Raw genomic sequence first — 19,739 nt, 5'->3', positions numbered from 1 at the left:
GTTCCCGCCGTGGCAAATATAGTCACGCCCGTTTTTATATTGCCCGCCGACAGTAACGTGTCGTTGACAGTGGCTGTCTTATTCCCGGAGTACAGACCGTCGGTGATTGTAACAACTGATGAGCCTGCCACGCCTGTCACGTTAGCTCCCGCAGGCACACTCCCTGTGAGTTTGACTCCGTTTGCATACGCTATTTTGCCGATTGCGATGTCCCCGGTCGCTGCCGTGCCGTCACTTGTGTAAGTGCCCAACACACCAAATATCGTTGTGCTGACGGCAATATTGCCCGGCACAAGGTCCGTGTCCACATCAGATAAGTTTTTGAGCACATAATAACCCGCAGGCATCGTATTGCCGGCGGGGTCAAGCGCCTGTTTTTTCGCGCCAAAAACATGCGTTGTTATATCAGCCGCATGAGCGATTCCGGCGAGGCAGGCGAATAAAATCAGCGGAAACAGCGCGATTTTGCTCATTTTTAACAGCATAATTAAAAATCCTCCTTATTAATTAGTGGTCCAGGAACCATTGCCGCCCAAAGCTGACCACATTGTGGCTGTAGTCAGGCGCAATGTTATGGTGGCGTAGGTTTCAGCCGGCACATTATTGTAAATTGTGCCGCCGGTGCTGGAGTCGGCTATGGCGGCAGGACTCACGGCTTTAATAATAACTTCTCCCGCGCCGAGTTTAACTACGGTTATAGTAGCGCCTACATCGGTGTCGCCCACTGTCGGCAGAGTGACGGTCGCGGCGGCGGTGACTGTTATGGTTTTGCCGAAATCCGCCGAAGTAAGAGTAATATCCGAGGCCGCGGTACTTACGGGAAACTTAGGAATATTGGTGGCTACCGTGGCGGTTCCAACGCGCACCCCTTCAGCCGTACCAGTAGCCGCAGCGCCAAGCGAATAAGCTATTGTCGCAGTGCCCACACGCACACCTTCAGCCATGCCGATAGCTGTTGAAGCAAGCGAATACGCTATCGTCGCAGTGCCCACACGTATACCCTCAGCCGTGCCAACAGCCGTAGTAGCAAGCGAATTGGCTATTGTAGCCGTGCCAACGCGCACGCCTTCAGCCGTGCCTACAGCCACAGTATCAAGTGAATATGCTATCGTAGCCGAGCCAACTCTCACATTTTCATACGCGCCGGCTTCAAATTTGCCGTACAGCGTGCCTGTGTCCACGGCCACCGAGTTTATCTGGCTTTTCAATGTGGTCGTATCGGTTGCAACTGAGGTAAACCTGCCGTACAGTGTGCCTGTGTCCACGGCCACCGAATTTATCTGGCTTTTCAATGTGGTCGTATCGGTTGCAACTGAGGTAAACCTGCCGTACAGTGTGCCTGTGTCCACGGCCACCGAGTTTATCTGGCCTTTTATCGTCGTCGTGGCGGTTGCGACTGAGGCAAACTGCGCGGAGTTCACATTTGTCAGTGCCGAGCCGTCCAAGCTTGCGAAATGCGAAGCGTCTATCGCGCCGATTTTGCCGTTAGCGTCTATGGCCGCCACGCCAAGTTTCGCCGCGGTGACATTGGCATCCGCTATTTTTGTGGTAGTAATAGAATTATCGGCTATACTGGTGGCATTTATGTTCGTTAAGTTCGCGCCGCTTATCGCCGGCAGAGCGTTGGTGAGCTTACCGGCGTCCAGCAAACCCGCCGCCGTGGTTATCTGATTATTGCCGGAACCGGCTATTATTACGCCTTTAACCGCCGCGTTATTATAAAAAGTGCCGCTTGAGGCCGTAAGGGAGCCGCTTATACCTGCGCTGCCGCTTAAATTCAGGGTGGCGCCTATAATCCCAGAGTCGGTTTTTATATTTCCCGCCACATCCAGCTTTTCAACCGGGGCTTTACCCACGCCCACATTGTTTGACGGATCAACCAGCGTAACCACGCCCCCGCCGGTTGCCCAGGGGCTTGCCCCGCCCGAAGCCAGAGAGTTCCAGGAAACGCCGTTTGAAACATATAACAGTGTGTCGGTGGTGTTGTAGTAAACCGAGCCCGAGCCCATGCCCCCGGCGGGCGGCGCGGCGGCGAAATTGCCTATCCTCAACTGCGACGCCGACACTACCACATTGGTTGAAAACACCAGCGCCGGCTGATTGCCGGTGGTGAAAGCGGACGGCGCGTTTACAACCAGCGCGCCCGTCATTATATCGCCCGCCTTCAGCACGGCATTGCCGAGGTTTCCGGCGGGGACCGACCCGGCAAGCTTCGCCGACGACATCCCGACTATGGCGCCGTCATAAACCGCGTTCACCGCTATCGAGGAAATCACAACATTCGCGCCCAGGCTGCCCGGTTCCAGGCTGGAAAGGCTTACCCTGGCGTCGGAAGACAGGGCCTGCGCCACCAGCGCGTAAGGCGCGGACAGCATTTCCTGGCGGGGCGAGAGCGTCTGGGGGCCTACGACAATCTCAACATATCTCGCTCCGGTAAACGCGGCGGTTGATAGGTTTACCGGCGTTCCGGTTTCAAGCGCCACGCTGAATACGCCGTCGGACACAGGCACATCCTGCGCTTGGCTGGTCCAGATAAGGCTGCCGCCGGACATTGCGTCGTATATATTGAAAACAAAGCTTCTCTGGCCGTCCACCGGAACGCCGCTTTCCTCAAGCCGCCCCTGAAAATTAATTTTCAGCGGCACGCCGGCGCTTAGAAAGCTGAAGGCTAAAGGCTGAAGGCTGAAGAAAAGAACGAGTTTTAATATGGTTTTGTTCATAACAAACCTCCTAAATAACAAATCAAGACTCTAACTCCTTCAAAAAGCTGCCTAGCCGCCCAGCTGCCTGGCCGTCCCGCGTCCTTAAAGCCTTTCGCACTTTGCATTTTGCACTTTGCATTTTCTGTTACCTTATTATCATCAACTTCCCTTTCCTGGTCTGACTGGCGCTATTAACTACGTAGAGGTAAACCCCGCTGACAACCGCTTCACCGCGCGCGTTGCGGACGTCCCAGTCAAGCGTTTCGCCCGTGTCCGATTTATCAAGCGCGCGCACCAATATGCCGCTTGTGGTGTATATCCGTATACGCGCGGACCTGGTCAGATCGGTGAACGTTATCTTTGTATGCCCAAGCGAGGGCTTGAACGGCACCGGATAGCAATGCGCGGCCGATAAATCGCTTTTCGCCGTTGCGAATGTGACCACCGCCGGAGTACCGCCCGTCGTCACGCTTAAATTGCCGCCGCTCAGGCGCGCGCCGGAGCCGGTTAAACCGCCCATGCTCGCGGCTTTAAGCGCCAGGACGCCGCCTGAGGCCGCGCCGCCGCCGGAAGCCGTTGAAAGCGCCGATATTTTCAGAACGCCTCCGGTCAGGGCGGCGGTAACCAGCAACCGGTAGCCGGTGAGCAGTAAAAAGAAAACAATGCACCCCGCCCCGCACTTTTTCCAAAAGGGCCAAAGTGCGGGGCCTGCCGCTAAATAACCCCACCACCGGCTTCGATTTGAAGCAGGTGGCGGGGTAAACCACTTTCTGCCAAAAAATGTTCTATTTATCATATTTGTCCGTTATTGAGACAAACCATTTACCGGCGGACTGATTACCGGATTACTGTTATTCGTCCCCTGAAACCCCGGGTCCAGTTCTTTTAAAGAACTTATCAGCGCATTCTTAACCTCGCTGGCTTCCTCTTTTTTCAACGCCGCCTTAAGGCTCTCAACCGCCCTGGCGTCGCCGAAATCCCCCAGAATAACGGCGGCCCGGCTTCGCACTTCCGGAGATTTGTCACCCAGGCATCCCTCCAGCGCTTGTAACACCCTTTCGTCCTTATACCGCGCAAGCCTGGAGATGGCCGCAAGCTGTATATCCGCATTTTCCGCTTTCAACAGCTCTATAAAGGGGTCTATAACCCTTAAATCGTCCAATCCGGACAAAACGGAAACGGCGTCCAGCACTAATACAGGGTCGTCATTTTTAAGAACGGAGAGCAAAAGATTAAAAGGAGCCTCGCCTTCCTGTTCGCCCAATTCGGCCAAAGCGTTTCTTTTTTGATACAGACTGCCTGTTTTCAGGATGTCGGCATAACGGGAGACAGCCCCGCCGCCTGCGGCGGGCGCGGGGGCGTGTGTTTCTCTGGGCGGGCGCATAGGCGCCTCCGCGCGCGCCGGGACTGTGGAACGCGCCGCGGCCGCGCCGGAGATTTGCCGCGGCCGGAATTTACAGGTAATGCCCAGTTTCTGGATATCGCCGAAAACGGAGGCGGCGGCGAATGAATAATCCACGCTGATGCTCCTGCCGGTATAGCGTGACAGGTCGAATCCAAGCCCGAAATTCAGGCCGTTTGAAATATCCCCGAAAGAGCTGTAGCCCAATCTTACTGCGAACGCCCTGTAAAGCAGGCCTTCTATGCCGGCGGCAACATAGCCGGCCCCATCCTTCGGAAAATTGTAATCCGCGGAAAACAATATCGCGGCAACGGGGCTGTCAGGCGCCAGCCGGTATGAAACGCCGGCCTTGAACTTTAAAGGAAGCCCGGCCCCTTCGTCAATAAATTTAATTTTGCTTGAGACCAGATTATCAACGCCGAAACCGAATCTCAGATTTTTAACAGACGTCGCGGCTAAAAGCCCCAAATCCAGCCCATAGCCGGACGCATGCTCCGTATCCAGTTTTTCGGATATATACTTCAGGGATGCGCCGTATGAAACCGAGCGGATAAATTTATAGTCAACCGGCAGCCTGCCGCCCCAGGAAAGATACGCCGCCGCGTCATAAGCCGATACCGAGCCGGCCGGGTTGTTAAGATTATCGTAAGCGCCAAAGGCGGGCACCGAAAGATAATTCACACCCAGGCCGAATGCCCCGGACTTATAGGGATACGCCGCGGCAAGCCACTGCTGGCTTAAGCCCTCAAGATATTTATTATTGGTGAAGGAAATTTCCGGGTTTTGCAGCAGGCTCAGGCCCGCCGGGTTGTAATAAACGGCATTGGCGTTGTCGGCAACGGCGGTAAACGCGCCGCCAAGAGAAGTTTCCCTTGCTCCAACGGGTATTTTAAGGAAATCGGCGGACCCCGTGCCGGGGCCGGAAGCGTAAATGGAGCTGCTTAGCAGCGTGACAGCAAGAAAGGCAAAAATGTGGGCCATCACCCCGGCCCTCCCCCATTGGCCGTCTGTGGGAGAATATGGCTGCGTAAGCCCCGCACTTTTTCCGAAAGGTAGGGGAAACCGCAATGCGGTGTCCCCTGTGGCAAATTCCCCGGAAGGGGTGCCGCCGCGACAGGCCAGAGGCACTGTGGGCAAATCCACCGGAAGGGATCCCGCCAAAGTGCGGGGCAAGCGAATTTTTTTCGGATTTTTTTCTAGTAAAGGGGGAATGTATCTGTCTGTCAAAAAAACGGACAGCTTGTCCCGCCCTTTTGGTCCGGGAGGCATGGTTAACCGGCTTGCCTTTAGCCAATAGCGATTTTCTATGGCGCCAAAAGAGCGGGGCTTATCCGCGCCATCCACAAACCCAGACAGAAAACCGGGAAATTTAATTTCCATGTTTTTGTTAACCGCAGCCAAAGCAAAAAGCCCTCACCCTGGAGCCCCCTTCCGCCTAAGACGGGGACAGACTATTATATAATTTGAATTGAACAACTGCCCCATAATTAGGATATTGTAGTTTATTTTACCGAATTTGTGTTTCGTATTTGTTAAAATTGTTTTTGATGGGCCTTTCGGCCTAAGACATTATGGGCCCTTTGCCGCCATAAGCATGCACTCATGACCCATGCCCTGAAAACCTTACAAAGCTATACTATGCTATATTATAAATCAGACGAACCGGATGAAAGGCTGATGGTAATTCGTCTTGTTCACACAAGGAGACAGATATGAAACTCAAATTCGCGGCAGCCGCGGCAATAATGATGGTTTCAGGAGTATCTCTTTCTTTCGGCCTGGCCACCCCGGAAAAATCCGTTCAACCCGCCGATAAGGCGGCTGTCGTTCCCGCGCAGGAAGCGCAAGTAAAGCAAGCGAAAGATATACTTTCCAGGCTGGCGCGCCAGGATGGATACATGGATGAAGTCCTTAAAATTCTAAACACCGCAAAAACCAAACTCACGGCGCGCGATATTTCCGCTTTAAGCCTGAGACTGACAATGATACAAGGGAACCTGGACAAGGTGGCGGTCTTGAATAAAACCCAGTTTGCCGAAACCCGGCCGGGATTAAATCTTTCCGCCTATACCAAAACCATTTTAAGCTATAGCGCCAGGATAAACAAGAAAGCGGCCAGAGTGGGACTGCTATCGGCCGCCCTTGGCGCGAAAAACGGAAAAACGGAAATGCGCGACGCTGTTTCTTCCAGGGGCGGGGAAATCCGCGGCAAAAATATCACGCAGCTGCTGGAAGAACAACAGGCTGTCAAACAACTTTCGGCCGATGTTAAAAGCTTTAAGTCCTCTGCGGCCAGGCTGACAGCCGCAAGCAAGCGGCTTTATATCATTTCAAAATAAGTTTTTTGCCCTGTTTTTTTGCCCTTGAAGTTTTTTGGGGGATATACTATACTATAAGCAATCCGAGCAATCGGAGGTGGATGGCCCGTATGGGCCAGCGTGGGAAGCCCGCGAAAGCGGGCTTTTCATTTTAGGAACTTCCGACTATAGGTGTTCTGTTTGCTCTGGACACTGGCGCAAAGCTTCTCCCCAAAATCCCCTTGACTTACACCCGAGATGCCGTCTTTGGTAAGGATATCCTGCTTCAACGGATAAGCGAGCAGATCAGCCATCTGTAACCCCGCGATATTTGCGATCTTCTTTTTTAACTTAAGTTCCCGGGAAGTCAGCACTCCTTGAAAATTTGAGGCACTGAGGAACTGCGTCCCGCCTGTATAAAGTTCCTGATAGACTTTTTTGAGCTCCATATCCTCCGTTCCGCCGCGGCTCTCGGCCATAACATCGCCCCGCCCGCCTTCAGCGGCCAGGAAACTACGATAACGTTCCAGGAGGACCGTCAGGCAGTAGTGATATGGATGGGAGGCAGCCTTGCCGTAACGGTCAGTATGTGCCTTTTTGTCGATGACGACACTATAAATGGTGTAGTCCTGAACAGAGAGGAATCGCATAAGGTCTGCCGTGAAAGCTTGGTCGCGATCCGCGTCGCGTAGCGCGCCGAAAATTCCTTCTCGGTTGATCATCTCCTTTCTGTGGAGGATAACGGGTTCATCAGGACTATGTGGGAAATGCGACTGCTTGAGCCTCTCAAACTCAGGTTGAAGATGTGTTCGATATAATTCGGATTCGATGATGATTCCAGTCAGGCCAAGGTACCGGGAGGCCGGGCTATCTAAGTGATGATAGGTATGATCGCCTGACTCATCAATATAAATTCGGAATCGTTTCATAGCAAGATGTTGAGATATTTTACCACTTATATAGATGTCGGGCGATTCATTATTCAAGGACCAGCCTCCCAGGGGCCATGATACCCTTATTGAATTTTCCTCCCATGTGTTTTTATAAATCTTTCATATATTCGACTAAATCCGTTCGCGGCGTATAATCAATGGTTTTTATTTCATCGTTTTGCCGGCTGTCAATATCGCGCACCCGCCCGGGTGCGACGCCGGTTTCATGGAAAAGCAGGAATTCCCGGTTTTTCAAACGGCCATAATCTTCGGGCTTAACCGGTTCAGCCAATCCTTTAGTATCTCGGCCTTGTTCGCGCCCGGAGTTTTCTGGACCCGGGTCCTGCGCCAGACGGTCATATCCTTGACGCCCGCTTTTCGCTGCGCTTCTATCTGTCCATGCCGGCGCGAGAATTCCTGTTCCAGCTCTTTTGAAACCTTGCTTAGCCGCCACTCGCCGGTTTTGATATAAGTTATCTGATAACCCAGGTCCGACAGCCGGGCGGCCAGCCTGCACCGGTATAATTCTCCAAAGGCTTTATTGAAATCTTTTTGCAGTATTTTCCTGGTCCATAAGCCCATAACCCGCCCCCGCCATTCGGTCATGTTCATGACAACCACATGGGTATGCAGGTGTGGATCGTACTCCCGGCTGAAGCCGTCCCGGATGGCCGTGTAACACATTTTACCGGTGGTCCATTGCTGTCTGGCATTCGGCCTGGCAAAGGCAAAATACTTCTCAACTTCTTTCATCACTTCAAGAACCGCTTCATCATGGGCTTTAATTATGTCCGGGTTTTTATCTATTAATAACCCGACTATACTGACCGATTTCGGCGCTGAAAAAGTTAGGTCTATGCCTTTGACTTTATGTTTCTGTGTGGCCTTTTCTCCGGACCGGGTCTTGCCTTCCAACAGCAGAACGAACTCAGCTTCCGTTATCTTTTGGCCTGGGGTATAGCCAAGAGCCTTCGCCAACTCCCCATGAACTTTGACGTATTCAAGCGGGTCTGTCCGCTGTGGAAATTCGCCGGTCAGGCCCAGGATTTCTTCTTCAACATTACTCGCCTGCTTAAAATAATAATTCCCCTCCCGGCAATGATATGCCGCAAGCTTATCGGTTCCTCCTTTTAGTATCATGGCGGTCAGCATAGTGCCGTTTTCCGGCTCACACAAAGGTGTCTTGGTGCGTATTTTTAAGTAACGAATATACTACCGGCCAAGCTATCTGTTACCAGCCCTGCTGCGCGCTAACCAGCGTTGGACTTTGGTTCGGGCGCGGGTGCAGGTGTGGCCGGAATTTCAGCAACCGGCATGCCGCCTAACTGCGCGATGGCCTTGCGAAAAACGTAATAAATCTTGCGGGTCCTGTCCGCTTCGTCCTTGTTCTTCCTGTAAGATTCTTCCGCCTTCAGCTCCAGGGCCTTATAATCAGCTTCAGCCTTCTCCATAAGCGGTCTGATTTGCTCGATAAGTTCAGCGGGGGTTTCATATCTGAAGGTCCTCCCGCAAATCGTATTTTGAAATTTCATATTGCCTCCATCCAGATTTGTTGCATAAATTTCGGCAGCCGGCCTGGGAAAGCGGGGCCGGCACATCGACATAACCAGCGGTCCTGAAAGGGAGTATCCCCGCGCCGCAGGCTGAAGATTTCCCCCCGGCCGGGTCGGGCGGCCTCGGACGGGAACGGAACGCGGCGGCGCAACCGCTTCGCAGGACCGTGTACGGCGGAGGCCGTATTCCTTATGAAGGCCGGGGGGAAAGGCAGGCGCTTACAGCTGTAAGTGCCTGCCTTTCGTCTCTGCTCGGGGAATTTGGATAATTTCATATCGCAGTCCACTTTTGCGTTCTGTCCGGCTAGTTTCATATACAATCCATAAGCATCCAAAGCCAGAATCCCTCGCAGTAAAGAGCCGCCAGGCTTATAACGCCACCCCATATCCAATCATCAAACAGACCTGCAATCATACTCGCCTCCCTGAACTCCAGCCCTCCATGTTGCCGGATTTAATAATGTACCTGTTTGTTCTCCGCTTGTAACAGAACACGAAGTCAGTAGAACATATGTTCCCCTGACTTCGTGTTCTGTTCAAAATAATCCCCGTCTGTTAGACTACGTGTGTCTGAATGTGACGGGGATTTTTTCATATCAAAAAGCTCAATAACCGTCATATCCAGACCGCCGGAGACGCACAGGATATAACGGTATGAACGATTTGACAGACTTTGTTGAAAAATATCTCGCCTTGGGTATGGCGATCATCCCCATACGCCAGAGTACAAAGATACCGCTCGTGAAATGGAAGAGCTTTATGGAAGAAGCGCCGAGCGAAGTCCAGGTTTATAAATGGTTTAAAAAATTCCCGGCCGCAAATATCGCGGCGCTCATGGGCCGGGTATCCGGCAATATTCTGTCCATAGATGTGGACTTTCGCAACGGCGGCGAAAATTCCATGAAAAATTTAGAACTGCCGGAAACCTTTACCTCAAGAACCGGCGGCGGCGGTTATCATTTTTTATATCGCTCTCATTTCACCTATCAGAAGAAAATCGGCATCTTCCCCGGCATAGACCTAATAGCGGAAGGTGGATACTGCGTAATGCCGCCAAGCCTTCACAATTCAGGCAACAGGTATGAAATCCACAAGGATCTGCCCATAAGGCCGGCTCCCGAGTGGATAACGAAGTTCTTGCTCTCAAAACCCGAGCACGAAGATTCCCCGTCCATCCACGCCCCCTTGATTCCAGTCGGACATCGGCACGAATCAATAAAGCGGAGCATTATGGGTTACGCCATAGAATGCTTTTACCTTACACAGCTTTGGAAAAGATCTTTCGCATTGGTAATAAAATGCTGCGAACCTTCCAATAAGGACCCGTTCACGATAGGAGAACTTTTTGACCTATGCTTATGGGCCTGGAATAAGGCGCACCCCTACGACAAATTTTATCCCGTAAAAGCCTGGAAACTGCTGGATGGAAGCGCCAGGCGGCGGCCCGATATTTATTTTGCGCCTGCGCACACACCACTACATACTTTTCTTCCCAACATCCCAAAGAAGAAACAACCCAACAACACAACAACCCAACTACCCAACACCCCAACATCCCAAACTGTATCTGATACAGATACTTATATAGCAAGCATTCCAGGAGGCAACTCAGTATGGAAAAAAAGTTAATGGATGTAAAACAGTTGTCGGAGTATCTCTCGATGCCGGCGCCAACGATATACACCTATGTCAGCACCGGAAAGATTCCGGCAGAGTGCATTAAACGCATCGGCAGGGCGCTCAAATTTGAGGTAGGAGCCGTGGATCGATGGATTACCGGGCCTTCTGCTGTTCAATCCAGCGCTCCAAAACATACTCAATCTGCGCATTAAGGGTCCGATGCTCTTTTTTGGCGATGTCAGCCAAAGTTTCATATACGGCGGCGGTAATTCGCAGAGGATAGGCACGGCGCTTTTGTTTTGTCGGCTTGGTCATATTGGTAGTATAACCAATTTTAAATATCACCGCAATATCATCTTGACATTTAACCATATTGGGGCTATACTATACATGTCAGACAAATATCACATATATATCTAAACGATATGTCAATATTTAAAAAACGGGGGAAATGGTGGATTTTATACAGACTCCCCACTGGAAAGTGGAGAAGAGAACCTGTTGGCAACAATTACGCTCTGGCGAAAGAGGTTGAAGCAAAACGAAAAACTGAAGTGGCAGCGGGAAAGCACTTCCCGGAAAGAATAACCAACAAAAAACCATTTCAATTTATATCGGACCTGTATTTTAAACTACATGGCTCCAACCTGCGCTCAGGTTCATGGAAAAACATGGCAAGGTATATAAACAAGCACCTTGGAACCAAACCAATAGGTAACATCTCACCGCAGGACATCCAATGCTTTTACAATCAGATAGAATCCGAGACCTCAACATCCACCGCTAATAGACACTTGACGCTTATTAAAGCCATTTTCAACAAGGCAAAAACATGGGATAATTTCCATGGAGAAAACCCCTGTGCGGCGGTTAAGAAGAAACTTGAGCCGAACCACCGTTTAAGGTATCTATCCAATGAAGAAATCAGGACCCTAATAGCTAACTGCCACCACCGCCTGTATCCTTTTGTTGCGTGCGCCCTGATGACTGGTATGCGGAAAAGCGAATTACTCAATCTGGACTGGCGGGATATTGATTTTACAAGCAACACCCTTCAAATACTCCAATCCAAATCCGGGAAAGTGCGCAAAATTCCTATCATGCCACAATTAAAACAGATTCTATCCAACCTGTCGCCAAAGCCTTCCGGCAATGTTTTCAACCTGCCTGACATAACGCTTAAAAGACACTTCGCAATAGCTCTAAAAACCTCTGGAATTGATTCTTTTCGCATCCATGATCTACGGCACACCTTTGCCTCTCATTTTGCCATGCGAACTGGAGATTTGCCCACCCTGCAGCAAATACTTGGCCATGCCAATATTCAAATGACCATGCGATACGCCCATTTAAGCGATAAGCATATGTCCGATAAGATGGCTATACTATCCAAAACCCTCACAATTAAAAATTGCACCAAAACCGCTAGAGTTGCACCACTGATTGCACCACCCCGAATTTCAGCACTATCAAATATTGTAGAATTACCAATGAATAACGCCGACGTAGCTCAGTGGTAGAGCAACCGCCTTGTAAGCGGTAGGTCGCCGGTTCAATCCCGGCCGTCGGCTGAGATTTTTATCCCCAGCCAGTTTTTTACGAACCGCCGCAGCATGAGGATTATAATATGAAAAACAGCTTTATTCTGGCATGTCTTGCGCTGGGCGCGGCGCTGCCCGCTTCCGCCGAAGTGAATTCAAAACTGAAAATAGATATTTACGGTTTTATAAAGACGGACTTTATCTACTCGGACCACGGCACCATTACCAATGAATACCGCACCTATGTCTCCGGCGGGCGCAATGACAGGGCGTTCAGGGCCTCGGCCAGGGCCAGCCGCTTCGGCCTGAACATAAGCAGCGGCGCCAATGTAAGCGGCAAGATAGAGGCCGACTTCCTCGGGTTGACCGACAGCGTAGCCGGGACCGCGGGCGCCGTTTCCGACGTGCGACTGCGCCACGCATACGCAGCCGTAAAGAGCGGCAGGACGGAAATACTGGCCGGCCAGACTTTTTACCCCATCACGGCCGATATCCCCGAAACGCTGAATGATTATTATCTCGGACATTCCGGCGCTTTATGGTCGCGCGCCCCGCAGCTGCGGGCGACTTACAGCACGGACCGCAAGCTTAAGCTTATAGCCGCCGTTGTACGCCCCACCTCAAAGCTGACCGATGCCGAAGGCACACATTCCGCCCTTCCCGGGGTACAGGGCAAGATAGAAAAGGAACTGGGCAAAGCCAAAATAAGCCTGGCCGGAGCCGCGGGAGTATGGAAAAGCACCTCATCGCGGACCGCCGATATTTCCGCGCTGGTGGCGGCATTCAACATTCCTTCGGCATTTTTTACGCTTTACGGCGAAGCCTGGACCGGGCGGAACCTGTCGGATTTTCTGGGCGGGCTCGGGAACACCGGCTACGGCCCCCAGGCGGTACCATCCAAAGGCGGATACCTGGCCCTCAAGTATAAGCCCAAAGACTCGCTCTGGTTCAACATGATATACGGCGTAGACGATCCGGACAATTCAAAAGTACTCGTAAACGGGAAGACGAAGAACTCCACGGCGCTGTTCAATATTATTTCGCGCTTCTACGAAAGCGTTGAGGCCGGTTTTGAGGTTTCGGAGCTGGTCACGCAGTATAAAGGCTCCGCTGGACTGTACGCCCGCTCCGCGATGAATTACCAGCTTACCGTAAAACTGGTGTTTTAGCCACGGGGGCGGCAAAGCCCGGGCTTTTGCTATAATCTGTTTATACGGCCCCTTCGTCTAGCGGCCTAGGACGCTGCCCTCTCAAGGCAGAGATCACGGGTTCGAATCCCGTAGGGGCCGAACTAATTTTCGCTATCGCTAAAATTAATTCGAAGGACCAAGTAGTAAGAATCAAGTAGCAAGTAAAAAAGCGAAAACTAGTCCCCTTGCTACTTACTTCTTGTTTCTTGATCCTTACAACAAGTTTCTGAAATAATATTATGGAAATAGGAATTGTCGGCCTGCCCAATGTGGGAAAATCAACGCTTTTTAACGCACTTACCAAGGCGGGGGCGGCCTCGTCGAACTACCCTTTTACCACCATCGACCCCAATGTGGGCGTGGTGCCGATACCCGACAAGCGCCTGGACGCGCTTTTTGAGATTTTCAAGCCGCCGAAAAAGGTGGCTTCATATATAAAGTTCGTGGACATCGCGGGACTTATGAAAGGCGCTTCGCAGGGAGAAGGACTGGGCAACAAGTTCCTGGCCAATATACGGGAAGTGGACGCCATAGTGCAGGTGGTGCGCGTGTTCGACAACCCCGATGTGGTGCACGTGCTGGGCGAAGTGGACCCCATCCGCGACATTGAAGTGATAGAAACCGAATTGATGCTGGCCGACCTGGAAGCCGTGGACAAAATGATAGACAAGAATTCAGGCAACCTGCGCTCGGGCAGCAAGGAAGCGAAAGAAAAGCAGGAAAAACTTGAAAAGATAAGAAAGCTGCTGGCCGACGGCAAACCCGCAAAAGAAGCCGGCTACGCCATTGAAGAAGTGCGCGACTTCAACCTGCTTACGGTCAAGCCCGTTTTTTTCGTAGCCAACACCTCCGAAACCCCGAACGCCGCCGTGCAGGCCAAACTCCGCGATTTTATAAAGTCGCGCGGCGCCATTCTGGTGGAGATCTCGGCAAAGATAGAATCGGAACTCATAGAACTGCCGGATGAGGAAAAAGCCGCGTTCATGAAAGACCTGGGCGAGGAATACACCGGCCTTGAAAAGATGATTTTAGCCGGCCAGAAACTTTTAAACCTTATCTCCTTCTTCACAGCCGGCTCGGACGACGAAGTGCGCGCCTGGAGCCTGCGCAAAGGCCTGAAAGCGCCGCAGGCGGCCGGCCGCATCCATACCGATTTTGAAAAAGGCTTTATCCGCGCCGAAGTTTATTCCTTTGAAGACATCGTCAAGTACAGGGATGAAAAGACCCTGAAAGAAAAAGGCCTTATCCGCTCGGAAGGCAAAGAATACGTAATGAAAGACGGCGATGTCTGCTTCTTCAAATTCAACGTTTAGTTTCCCTTCAACTGCATTTTTCGGGTTACCGTTCCATACGGTAGAGAACGCCGGGTTCTGTCTGAGAGAGACGCGCGACTTCCGTCAGATGATAGGACCGGAGAAACGCCTCGATCCGTTCAGCGGAGACGCCCCACCCGCCGAACTCTCCCTTGGCGAGAAGGACATCATCCATCATATAAACAGAAATACCCTTTTCCAAACAATTGTTCAGGCGAGTTTGAAGGGCGAGAAGCGGGTCCTGGCCGGTCCCGTAGTACTGGATGATCGCCAAATCCAACGCAAACGTTTGTCGTTGGGCAAAATATGGGATGGCCACTTTGAGAAATCCGCTGTAATGGCCGGATATCATGATGACACTGGCGGGAGGGGTCGTTTTTTTGATCGATTCACAGATATTTACCAGCGGTTTGACGTCGTTTCCTTCAAGGTTCGGCTGGATTACCCGGTAAAAATTGAGAAAGCCGAGACTCAAAAGAAAAATTCCGGATGCCAATCTCACACTGAGACCGGGGGGGCTTTGGAGATGCGGCGAAAAGACCAGCGCCAGGGAAAGAACGAAGAAAACGAACGGGCTTGCCCAGTAGATCAGATTGCCCGGCTGCCATATATAAAAAAAGACGATTGTCGCGATAAAAAATGCGAGCGGGGGGAGGACAATCGTCCAGTTGATTTTTTGCAGGGCGCGATTTGTGACACACCACGCACATGCGGCTCCCAGCACAATCATAATAACAATCCTGCGAAACGAGCCGTTTACCGGCAGAGCAACGATGCTTTGAAATAAAGTGGTAAATCCGATGGGAATTGTTTTCAGGAAATGAAAATCGAATTTGCCGCTTGCGGATGACCCGGGCAGCTGTCCGTTCACTTGCCCTGATCCCCAGACTAGCCACTCTTTTAATCCATGAAGCGTCGCGAGATCGTAAAAGAGAATATAAGGAAGAAGCATAACGCCGGACAGGCTCAGCGCCAAAACCGCGTTAAGCCGATTTTGCGGGCCTCGTCGTCCCGCGATTACGATAGCGATGGTCGGAAGCAGGATGATGTTTGCGATGTGGATATTTACGGCCATCCCTCCCAGGAACGCCATTCCCAGCAGGAGGGACCGGCCAGGTTTAGAAAGGAAACCAATCAAAAGATAACACGCCGCAACGGACAACAAAGTTCCCGTAAGATAAGGTTCGCCACCCGTAGATCGAAGCCAGATTACATGGCTAAAACCGGCCAGGCAGCTGATGCTCAGAGCCCAATTGCGGTGAATAAATTTAGCCAGGAAACCATAGACGGCTACGATCAAAAGCGCTCCGGCGCCGGTGTTCCACCATTGGATGGCTGCATACGGATCCCCGGTAAATCCTGCGCTTTTAAGTCCGATAAAAAACCACCGGAGAAAAGGAAGCCAGAGAAAATGATTACAGCTCAGAATGGCGGAAAGCATCCCCCCGAACAGCGGTCGCCGTATTGCCAAAGCGTAGAGAAGAGAATCGAAGGGGTAAATTCGATCATGCGTGAAACCGTACAGCAGGAAGAACCCGATGAATAGAATTCCGCCGATCGCCGCCGTTTTTGACGGGGAAGCAAGATTTTTAAGAGTGGTGAAAAATTGGCGCACGATAAATGTCCTAGACTCAGGTATTATCCGATTTTATCGGGTCTGTAGTAAACATACTGACCTTCCCCCGCAATTCCTGCCAGCTTAACTGGATAAATTCCGCGCGATTTTTAACAAGCTTGGCTGGTTTTTAGGGGGAAGGTCATACACAAACAGGGCCTAAAAATTATAAAATCAGGTTATCCCGTCTGTCCGCGCTTTTTAAATTTCGACATTGGGCATTTGACTTATCATGAGCAGTTTAGACATCCAGCTTAATCCGGAAATTTTACCCAAACTGGCTTTAAACCCGAAGCAGCTTGAGGCCGTCACTTATTTCGCGGGGCCGGAACTGATACTCGCGGGGGCGGGCACCGGCAAAACCAAAACGCTGACCTCAAAAATAGCTTTGCTAATAGCCTCCGGCGTTTCACCCACGCAGATACTGGCTATTACCTTCACCAATAAAGCCGCCCAGGAAATGCAGCACCGCGTGGCCAGGCTGGTGCCGTACTCTGGCGGCATGTGGATACACACGTTCCACTCTTTCGGCGCGCGTCTGCTGCGTCAGCACGGCCGCCTGATAGGCATCAAGCCCGACTTCCTCATTTACGACTCCGACGACCAGAAAAAACTTGTGCAGCTGGCCATGGAAGAGCTGGGCTTTGAAAGCGAGAAAACAAAAGCCCCCGTTTACGTAAACCTCATCTCGCGCGCCAAAGACGATCTGCTTGACGCCGGCTCTTACCAGATAAACGCCGAGGCCTCCGGCGAACCGAACCGCCTGAAAGCGGCGCAGATATACCTGCGCTACCAGGCGAAGCTCATTGAGGCCTGCGCCCTTGATTTCGGCGACCTGATAGTGCGCACGGCCGAACTGCTTAAAGAAAAAGACGAAATATGCGAATACTTCCAGGAATATTTTAAATACATACTGGTGGACGAATACCAGGACACGAATCACGCGCAATATGTGCTTATCAAAACTCTTTCCGCGAAACACCGCAATCTCTGCGTGGTGGGAGACCCCGATCAGATGGTGTACGGGTGGCGGGGCGCCGACATCCGCAATATCATGGAGTTCGAGAAGGATTTCAAAGACTCAAAGACCATAGTGCTGGAACAGAACTACCGTTCCACCGCGAAAATACTTTACGCCTCGAACGAGCTGATAAAGCACAACCGCAACCGCAAAGAAAAAAAACTCTGGACCGAAAAGCCCCACGGCGACCCCGCCGAGGCGCTTGAATACCAGAACGAACTGGACGAAGCGCGGGGCGTGCTTGAAAAAGTAAAACAGCTGACCGCCAAAGACGATTTTACCTATAACGATATCGCCGTTTTCTACCGCACTAACGCCCAAAGCCGCTCTTTCGAGGACGCTTTCAGGCGCGCGCGCATACCGTACCGCCTGATAGGCTCGGTGCGGTTCTACGAGCGCAAAGAAATAAAAGACGCCATGTCCTACCTGAAAATGCTGGTGAACCCGGCGGATACCATAAGCATTCTGCGCGTGATAAACACGCCGGCGCGCGGCATAGGCAAAACCGCCCTTGAGCGGATAACGGCTTACGCCCGCCAGAAAGAAATGCCTATCTACGACGCTCTGCTTACGGCCGACCAGGTGCCGGACATTACGAACACGGCGCGGCGCGGAATTAAAGACTTCCTTGACCTTATAGAGGGGATAAAGGGCGACTTGTTTACCATTACGCCAAGCCTTATGCTTGAAAAAATACTGGTTAAGTCCGGCTACTGGCAAATGACCGAAGAGGAAGCCGAAAAAGACAAGGAGGGCTCGCTTGCCCGCCTTGGAAACCTGCAGGAACTTGTAAACGCGACAAAAGAATTTGAAGAACGCTGCGCCAAAGAGGGAGTTCCCCCCACGCTTCACAAATACCTGGAAGAGGCCATGCTGGCCTCGCAGGTGGACGACATGAACACCGAAACCTACGCGGTCACGCTTATGACCGTGCACCTGGCGAAGGGCCTTGAGTTCCCGGCGGTGTTCGTGACCGGGCTTGAAGAAAATCTTTTCCCCATAAACGCGGCCAACACCTCGCAGGAGGAGCTGGAAGAAGAGCGGCGGCTTGCTTATGTGGGCATGACGCGCGCGAAAGAAAAGCTTTACCTTACCTGGGCCAATACCCGCAGGATTTTCGGGACTACGTATCCCAATATCGCTTCGCGGTTTATTTTTGAAAGCAAGGTGGCGGCGGAAACGGCTCGCAGGCCCGGCGAGGACGATGTGCAGGTGATCGGCGCCTACCAGCCGCCGCGGGCCGCGGGCCGCATAGGCAAGGGCAGGCGGGTGGCGCATCCCATTTACGGGCCCGGCCGCGTGGTGGACCAGATAGGCACGGGGGAATACGCGAAAGTAACCGTGGTTTTTGACAGCGGCGCGCGCCAGACCTTCATGCTGAAATACGCGCCCCTGCAAGCGTTGTAAGAATGTCCAACCGCCAGATCATGGTGTATTTTTTTCCGCGCACGCAAGCGGCGGCTATAGCTTAAAACTTTATCACTGCCATCTATTCCTCATCGCTGTAATCTCTTCTAGAACTGAACCAGCAGGGAGTAGCGGAAGGTATTTCCCAGGTCCCCGAAAGGAACCCAGGCAAAATCGACTGTGAGGCCGGAAAGAGAAAGCCCGGCGCCCAATGTGACGCCGCTTGTCCCCTCCGCGCTTTTGTAGTGGTTGCTGTATCCCGCCCGTACCAGCCCCTGCAGCTTTCCGGAAAGCTTGTGGCGGTATTCCCCCCCCGCGGCGATTATCATGTCAGTGTCGCGATAGCGGATAAGATCCAGGTCCAGAAGCAGCTCCGGGAGCGGATGCGCGGAGACCCCGAAAACAATGGCCGAAGGAATAGGATCCTCTTCCGTTCCAAATTTCAGTTTGGCGCCCATATTGCGCGCAACGAACGCGATATCAACCGGGGAACCGGCGCCGGCGCCAAGCCGGTACCTCAGGCCGATGTCCGCCGCAAGGACGTTGCCGGAAACATTATCAATACTTACCCTCACCAATTTCCCCGTCACCCCCAGGCACAGCCTGTCCGTGGCGCGGCGGGCGTATGAGAGGCTGTAGGCGAAGTTCGCGGCGTCAAAGTAGTCCACGGGCAGGTCGGTATCCTGCGTGCGCCTCTCCAGGTCGTTTACGCCCAGGTTGGAGATTGAGAGGGCCAAAACGCCGCGCGAACCTTTTCTAATGGGAAGCGCCAGCGCTCCGTACTGATATCCGGCGCCCTGCAGGTACTGGGCGTGCATAGCGCCCATCATGGGCCTTTCGATAAGCGCAAGACCCGCCGGATTATAGTATCCCGCGTAAACGTCGTCCGCGGCGGCCGACTGGGCCTCGGCCATGGCCGCGGCTCTGGCGCCGGCGCCTATTTTCAGGAATTGGGCCGCGCTCGTTCCCGCATTTGAATTTTCGCAGCTGCCGGGGGCAACGAAGAGCATGACCGACAGGAGCCCCGTCGTCAGATACGCAAAAAATTTCAAGCAATTACTCTTCATCACTGTCATAAGAGTGCCATAGGCCATAGGCCGTAAGCCATAGGCTGTAGAGAGAACTCGTTTTTTTAGTTTCTGCATA

17 protein-coding genes and 2 tRNA genes are annotated in these 19,739 nt (G+C 52.2%); 8 read left to right on the top strand and 11 right to left on the bottom strand.

Translation table 11 applies throughout. The features are described from left to right. From NTX59_01570 to NTX59_01555, 4 genes are all read right to left on the bottom strand, one after another. Positions 1–485 (bottom strand): hypothetical protein (locus NTX59_01570; GenBank protein ID MCX5784355.1); only part of this gene is annotated, 485 nt, incomplete at its 3' end. A gap of 18 nt (positions 486–503) precedes the next feature. Continuing rightward, positions 504–2,720 (bottom strand): hypothetical protein, encoded by a 2,217-nt coding sequence (locus NTX59_01565; protein ID MCX5784354.1) that lies wholly within the window; start codon positions 2,718–2,720, stop codon positions 504–506. Positions 2,721–2,847: 127 nt separating this feature from the next. Beyond that, entirely contained in the window at positions 2,848–3,333 is a 486-nt protein-coding gene (locus NTX59_01560; GenBank protein ID MCX5784353.1) for a T9SS type A sorting domain-containing protein, read from the bottom strand. Between the two features lie 174 nt (positions 3,334–3,507). Then, on the bottom strand, positions 3,508–5,085 hold the full coding sequence (locus tag NTX59_01555) for a PorV/PorQ family protein (GenBank protein MCX5784352.1): 1,578 nt from the start codon (positions 5,083–5,085) through the stop codon (positions 3,508–3,510). A gap of 731 nt (positions 5,086–5,816) precedes the next feature. Between NTX59_01555 and NTX59_01550 the strand changes: the two genes are divergently transcribed. Continuing rightward, a complete protein-coding gene (locus NTX59_01550; protein MCX5784351.1) occupies positions 5,817–6,443 on the top strand; it encodes a hypothetical protein in 627 nt (208 codons plus the stop codon). Positions 6,444–6,568: 125 nt separating this feature from the next. On the opposite strand, the gene NTX59_01545 is transcribed toward NTX59_01550, so the two are convergent. The 4 genes from NTX59_01545 to NTX59_01530 all read right to left on the bottom strand — a co-directional run bounded on the left by NTX59_01545 (position 6,569) and on the right by NTX59_01530 (position 8,865). Next, complete coding sequence (locus NTX59_01545) at positions 6,569–7,387, bottom strand: DUF3800 domain-containing protein (protein ID MCX5784350.1); 819 nt, start codon at positions 7,385–7,387, stop codon at positions 6,569–6,571. Positions 7,388–7,442: 55 nt separating this feature from the next. Then, the gene (locus tag NTX59_01540) at positions 7,443–7,589 is read right to left on the bottom strand and encodes a hypothetical protein (GenBank protein ID MCX5784349.1); all 147 of its coding nucleotides are present in this window, start codon (positions 7,587–7,589) and stop codon (positions 7,443–7,445) included. Continuing rightward, positions 7,586–8,485, bottom strand: coding sequence for a relaxase domain-containing protein (locus tag NTX59_01535; protein ID MCX5784348.1), 900 nt, complete (start codon positions 8,483–8,485; stop codon positions 7,586–7,588). Before NTX59_01535 ends, NTX59_01540 begins: the two co-directional genes overlap by 4 nt. A 98-nt stretch (positions 8,486–8,583) precedes the next feature. Continuing rightward, positions 8,584–8,865, bottom strand: a complete 282-nt coding sequence (locus NTX59_01530) for a hypothetical protein (GenBank protein MCX5784347.1) — start codon at positions 8,863–8,865, stop codon at positions 8,584–8,586. A 675-nt stretch (positions 8,866–9,540) separates the two neighbouring features. On the opposite strand from NTX59_01530, the gene NTX59_01525 reads away from it, so the two are divergent. Further along, positions 9,541–10,515, top strand: a complete 975-nt coding sequence (locus tag NTX59_01525) for a bifunctional DNA primase/polymerase (protein MCX5784346.1) — start codon at positions 9,541–9,543, stop codon at positions 10,513–10,515. Positions 10,516–10,659: 144 nt separating this feature from the next. Here the strand turns inward: NTX59_01525 and NTX59_01520 are convergent, their stop codons facing one another. Continuing rightward, the gene (locus NTX59_01520; protein MCX5784345.1) at positions 10,660–10,878 is read right to left on the bottom strand and encodes a hypothetical protein; all 219 of its coding nucleotides are present in this window, start codon (positions 10,876–10,878) and stop codon (positions 10,660–10,662) included. A 53-nt stretch (positions 10,879–10,931) separates the two neighbouring features. Here NTX59_01520 and NTX59_01515 point away from each other — a divergent pair, with 53 nt between their 5' ends. The 5 genes from NTX59_01515 to ychF all read left to right on the top strand — a co-directional run bounded on the left by NTX59_01515 (position 10,932) and on the right by ychF (position 14,550). Further along, the gene (locus NTX59_01515; GenBank protein MCX5784344.1) at positions 10,932–12,026 is read left to right on the top strand and encodes a tyrosine-type recombinase/integrase; all 1,095 of its coding nucleotides are present in this window, start codon (positions 10,932–10,934) and stop codon (positions 12,024–12,026) included. Beyond that, a tRNA-Thr gene (locus NTX59_01510) sits at positions 12,006–12,077 on the top strand. The genes NTX59_01515 and NTX59_01510 overlap by 21 nt, the downstream gene beginning before the upstream one ends. A 56-nt stretch (positions 12,078–12,133) precedes the next feature. Beyond that, positions 12,134–13,216, top strand: a complete 1,083-nt coding sequence (locus tag NTX59_01505) for a hypothetical protein (GenBank protein MCX5784343.1) — start codon at positions 12,134–12,136, stop codon at positions 13,214–13,216. Positions 13,217–13,262: 46 nt separating this feature from the next. Beyond that, positions 13,263–13,336 (top strand) — tRNA-Glu (locus NTX59_01500). Between the two features lie 140 nt (positions 13,337–13,476). Then, complete coding sequence (ychF, locus tag NTX59_01495) at positions 13,477–14,550, top strand: redox-regulated ATPase YchF (GenBank protein ID MCX5784342.1); 1,074 nt, start codon at positions 13,477–13,479, stop codon at positions 14,548–14,550. 25 nt (positions 14,551–14,575) lie between these two features. Here the strand turns inward: ychF and NTX59_01490 are convergent, their stop codons facing one another. Beyond that, positions 14,576–16,165 carry a DUF2723 domain-containing protein gene (locus NTX59_01490; protein MCX5784341.1) on the bottom strand — a complete coding sequence of 530 codons (1,590 nt, stop codon included), beginning with the start codon at positions 16,163–16,165 and terminating at the stop codon, positions 14,576–14,578. A 232-nt stretch (positions 16,166–16,397) separates the two neighbouring features. Here NTX59_01490 and NTX59_01485 point away from each other — a divergent pair, with 232 nt between their 5' ends. Further along, the gene (locus tag NTX59_01485) at positions 16,398–18,593 is read left to right on the top strand and encodes a UvrD-helicase domain-containing protein (protein MCX5784340.1); all 2,196 of its coding nucleotides are present in this window, start codon (positions 16,398–16,400) and stop codon (positions 18,591–18,593) included. A gap of 107 nt (positions 18,594–18,700) precedes the next feature. On the opposite strand, the gene NTX59_01480 is transcribed toward NTX59_01485, so the two are convergent. Further along, positions 18,701–19,738, bottom strand: coding sequence for a PorV/PorQ family protein (locus NTX59_01480; GenBank protein MCX5784339.1), 1,038 nt, complete (start codon positions 19,736–19,738; stop codon positions 18,701–18,703). Position 19,739 lies beyond the last annotated feature (1 nt).

It is taken from the genome of Elusimicrobiota bacterium, assembly GCA_026388155.1.
In the GTDB taxonomy this organism is placed as follows: Bacteria; Elusimicrobiota; Elusimicrobia; order Elusimicrobiales; family UBA9959; genus UBA9634.
The sequence above is the reverse complement of the archived record's forward strand: the minus strand, read 5'-3'. Positions and strand labels throughout refer to the sequence as shown.

Coding starts and splice junctions, on each gene's coding strand:
- NTX59_01535 (MCX5784348.1), bottom strand. CDS start 8,485: ATGCTGACCGCCATGATACTAAAAGGAGGAACCGATAAGCTTGCGGCA.
- NTX59_01530 (MCX5784347.1), bottom strand. CDS start 8,865: ATGAAATTTCAAAATACGATTTGCGGGAGGACCTTCAGATATGAAACC.
- ychF (MCX5784342.1), top strand. CDS start 13,477: ATGGAAATAGGAATTGTCGGCCTGCCCAATGTGGGAAAATCAACGCTT.
- NTX59_01525 (MCX5784346.1), top strand. CDS start 9,541: ATGAACGATTTGACAGACTTTGTTGAAAAATATCTCGCCTTGGGTATG.
- NTX59_01520 (MCX5784345.1), bottom strand. CDS start 10,878: ATGGTTAAATGTCAAGATGATATTGCGGTGATATTTAAAATTGGTTAT.
- NTX59_01550 (MCX5784351.1), top strand. CDS start 5,817: ATGAAACTCAAATTCGCGGCAGCCGCGGCAATAATGATGGTTTCAGGA.
- NTX59_01565 (MCX5784354.1), bottom strand. CDS start 2,720: ATGAACAAAACCATATTAAAACTCGTTCTTTTCTTCAGCCTTCAGCCT.
- NTX59_01505 (MCX5784343.1), top strand. CDS start 12,134: ATGAAAAACAGCTTTATTCTGGCATGTCTTGCGCTGGGCGCGGCGCTG.
- NTX59_01515 (MCX5784344.1), top strand. CDS start 10,932: ATGTCAATATTTAAAAAACGGGGGAAATGGTGGATTTTATACAGACTC.
- NTX59_01555 (MCX5784352.1), bottom strand. CDS start 5,085: ATGGCCCACATTTTTGCCTTTCTTGCTGTCACGCTGCTAAGCAGCTCC.
- NTX59_01480 (MCX5784339.1), bottom strand. CDS start 19,738: ATGCAGAAACTAAAAAAACGAGTTCTCTCTACAGCCTATGGCTTACGG.
- NTX59_01485 (MCX5784340.1), top strand. CDS start 16,398: ATGAGCAGTTTAGACATCCAGCTTAATCCGGAAATTTTACCCAAACTG.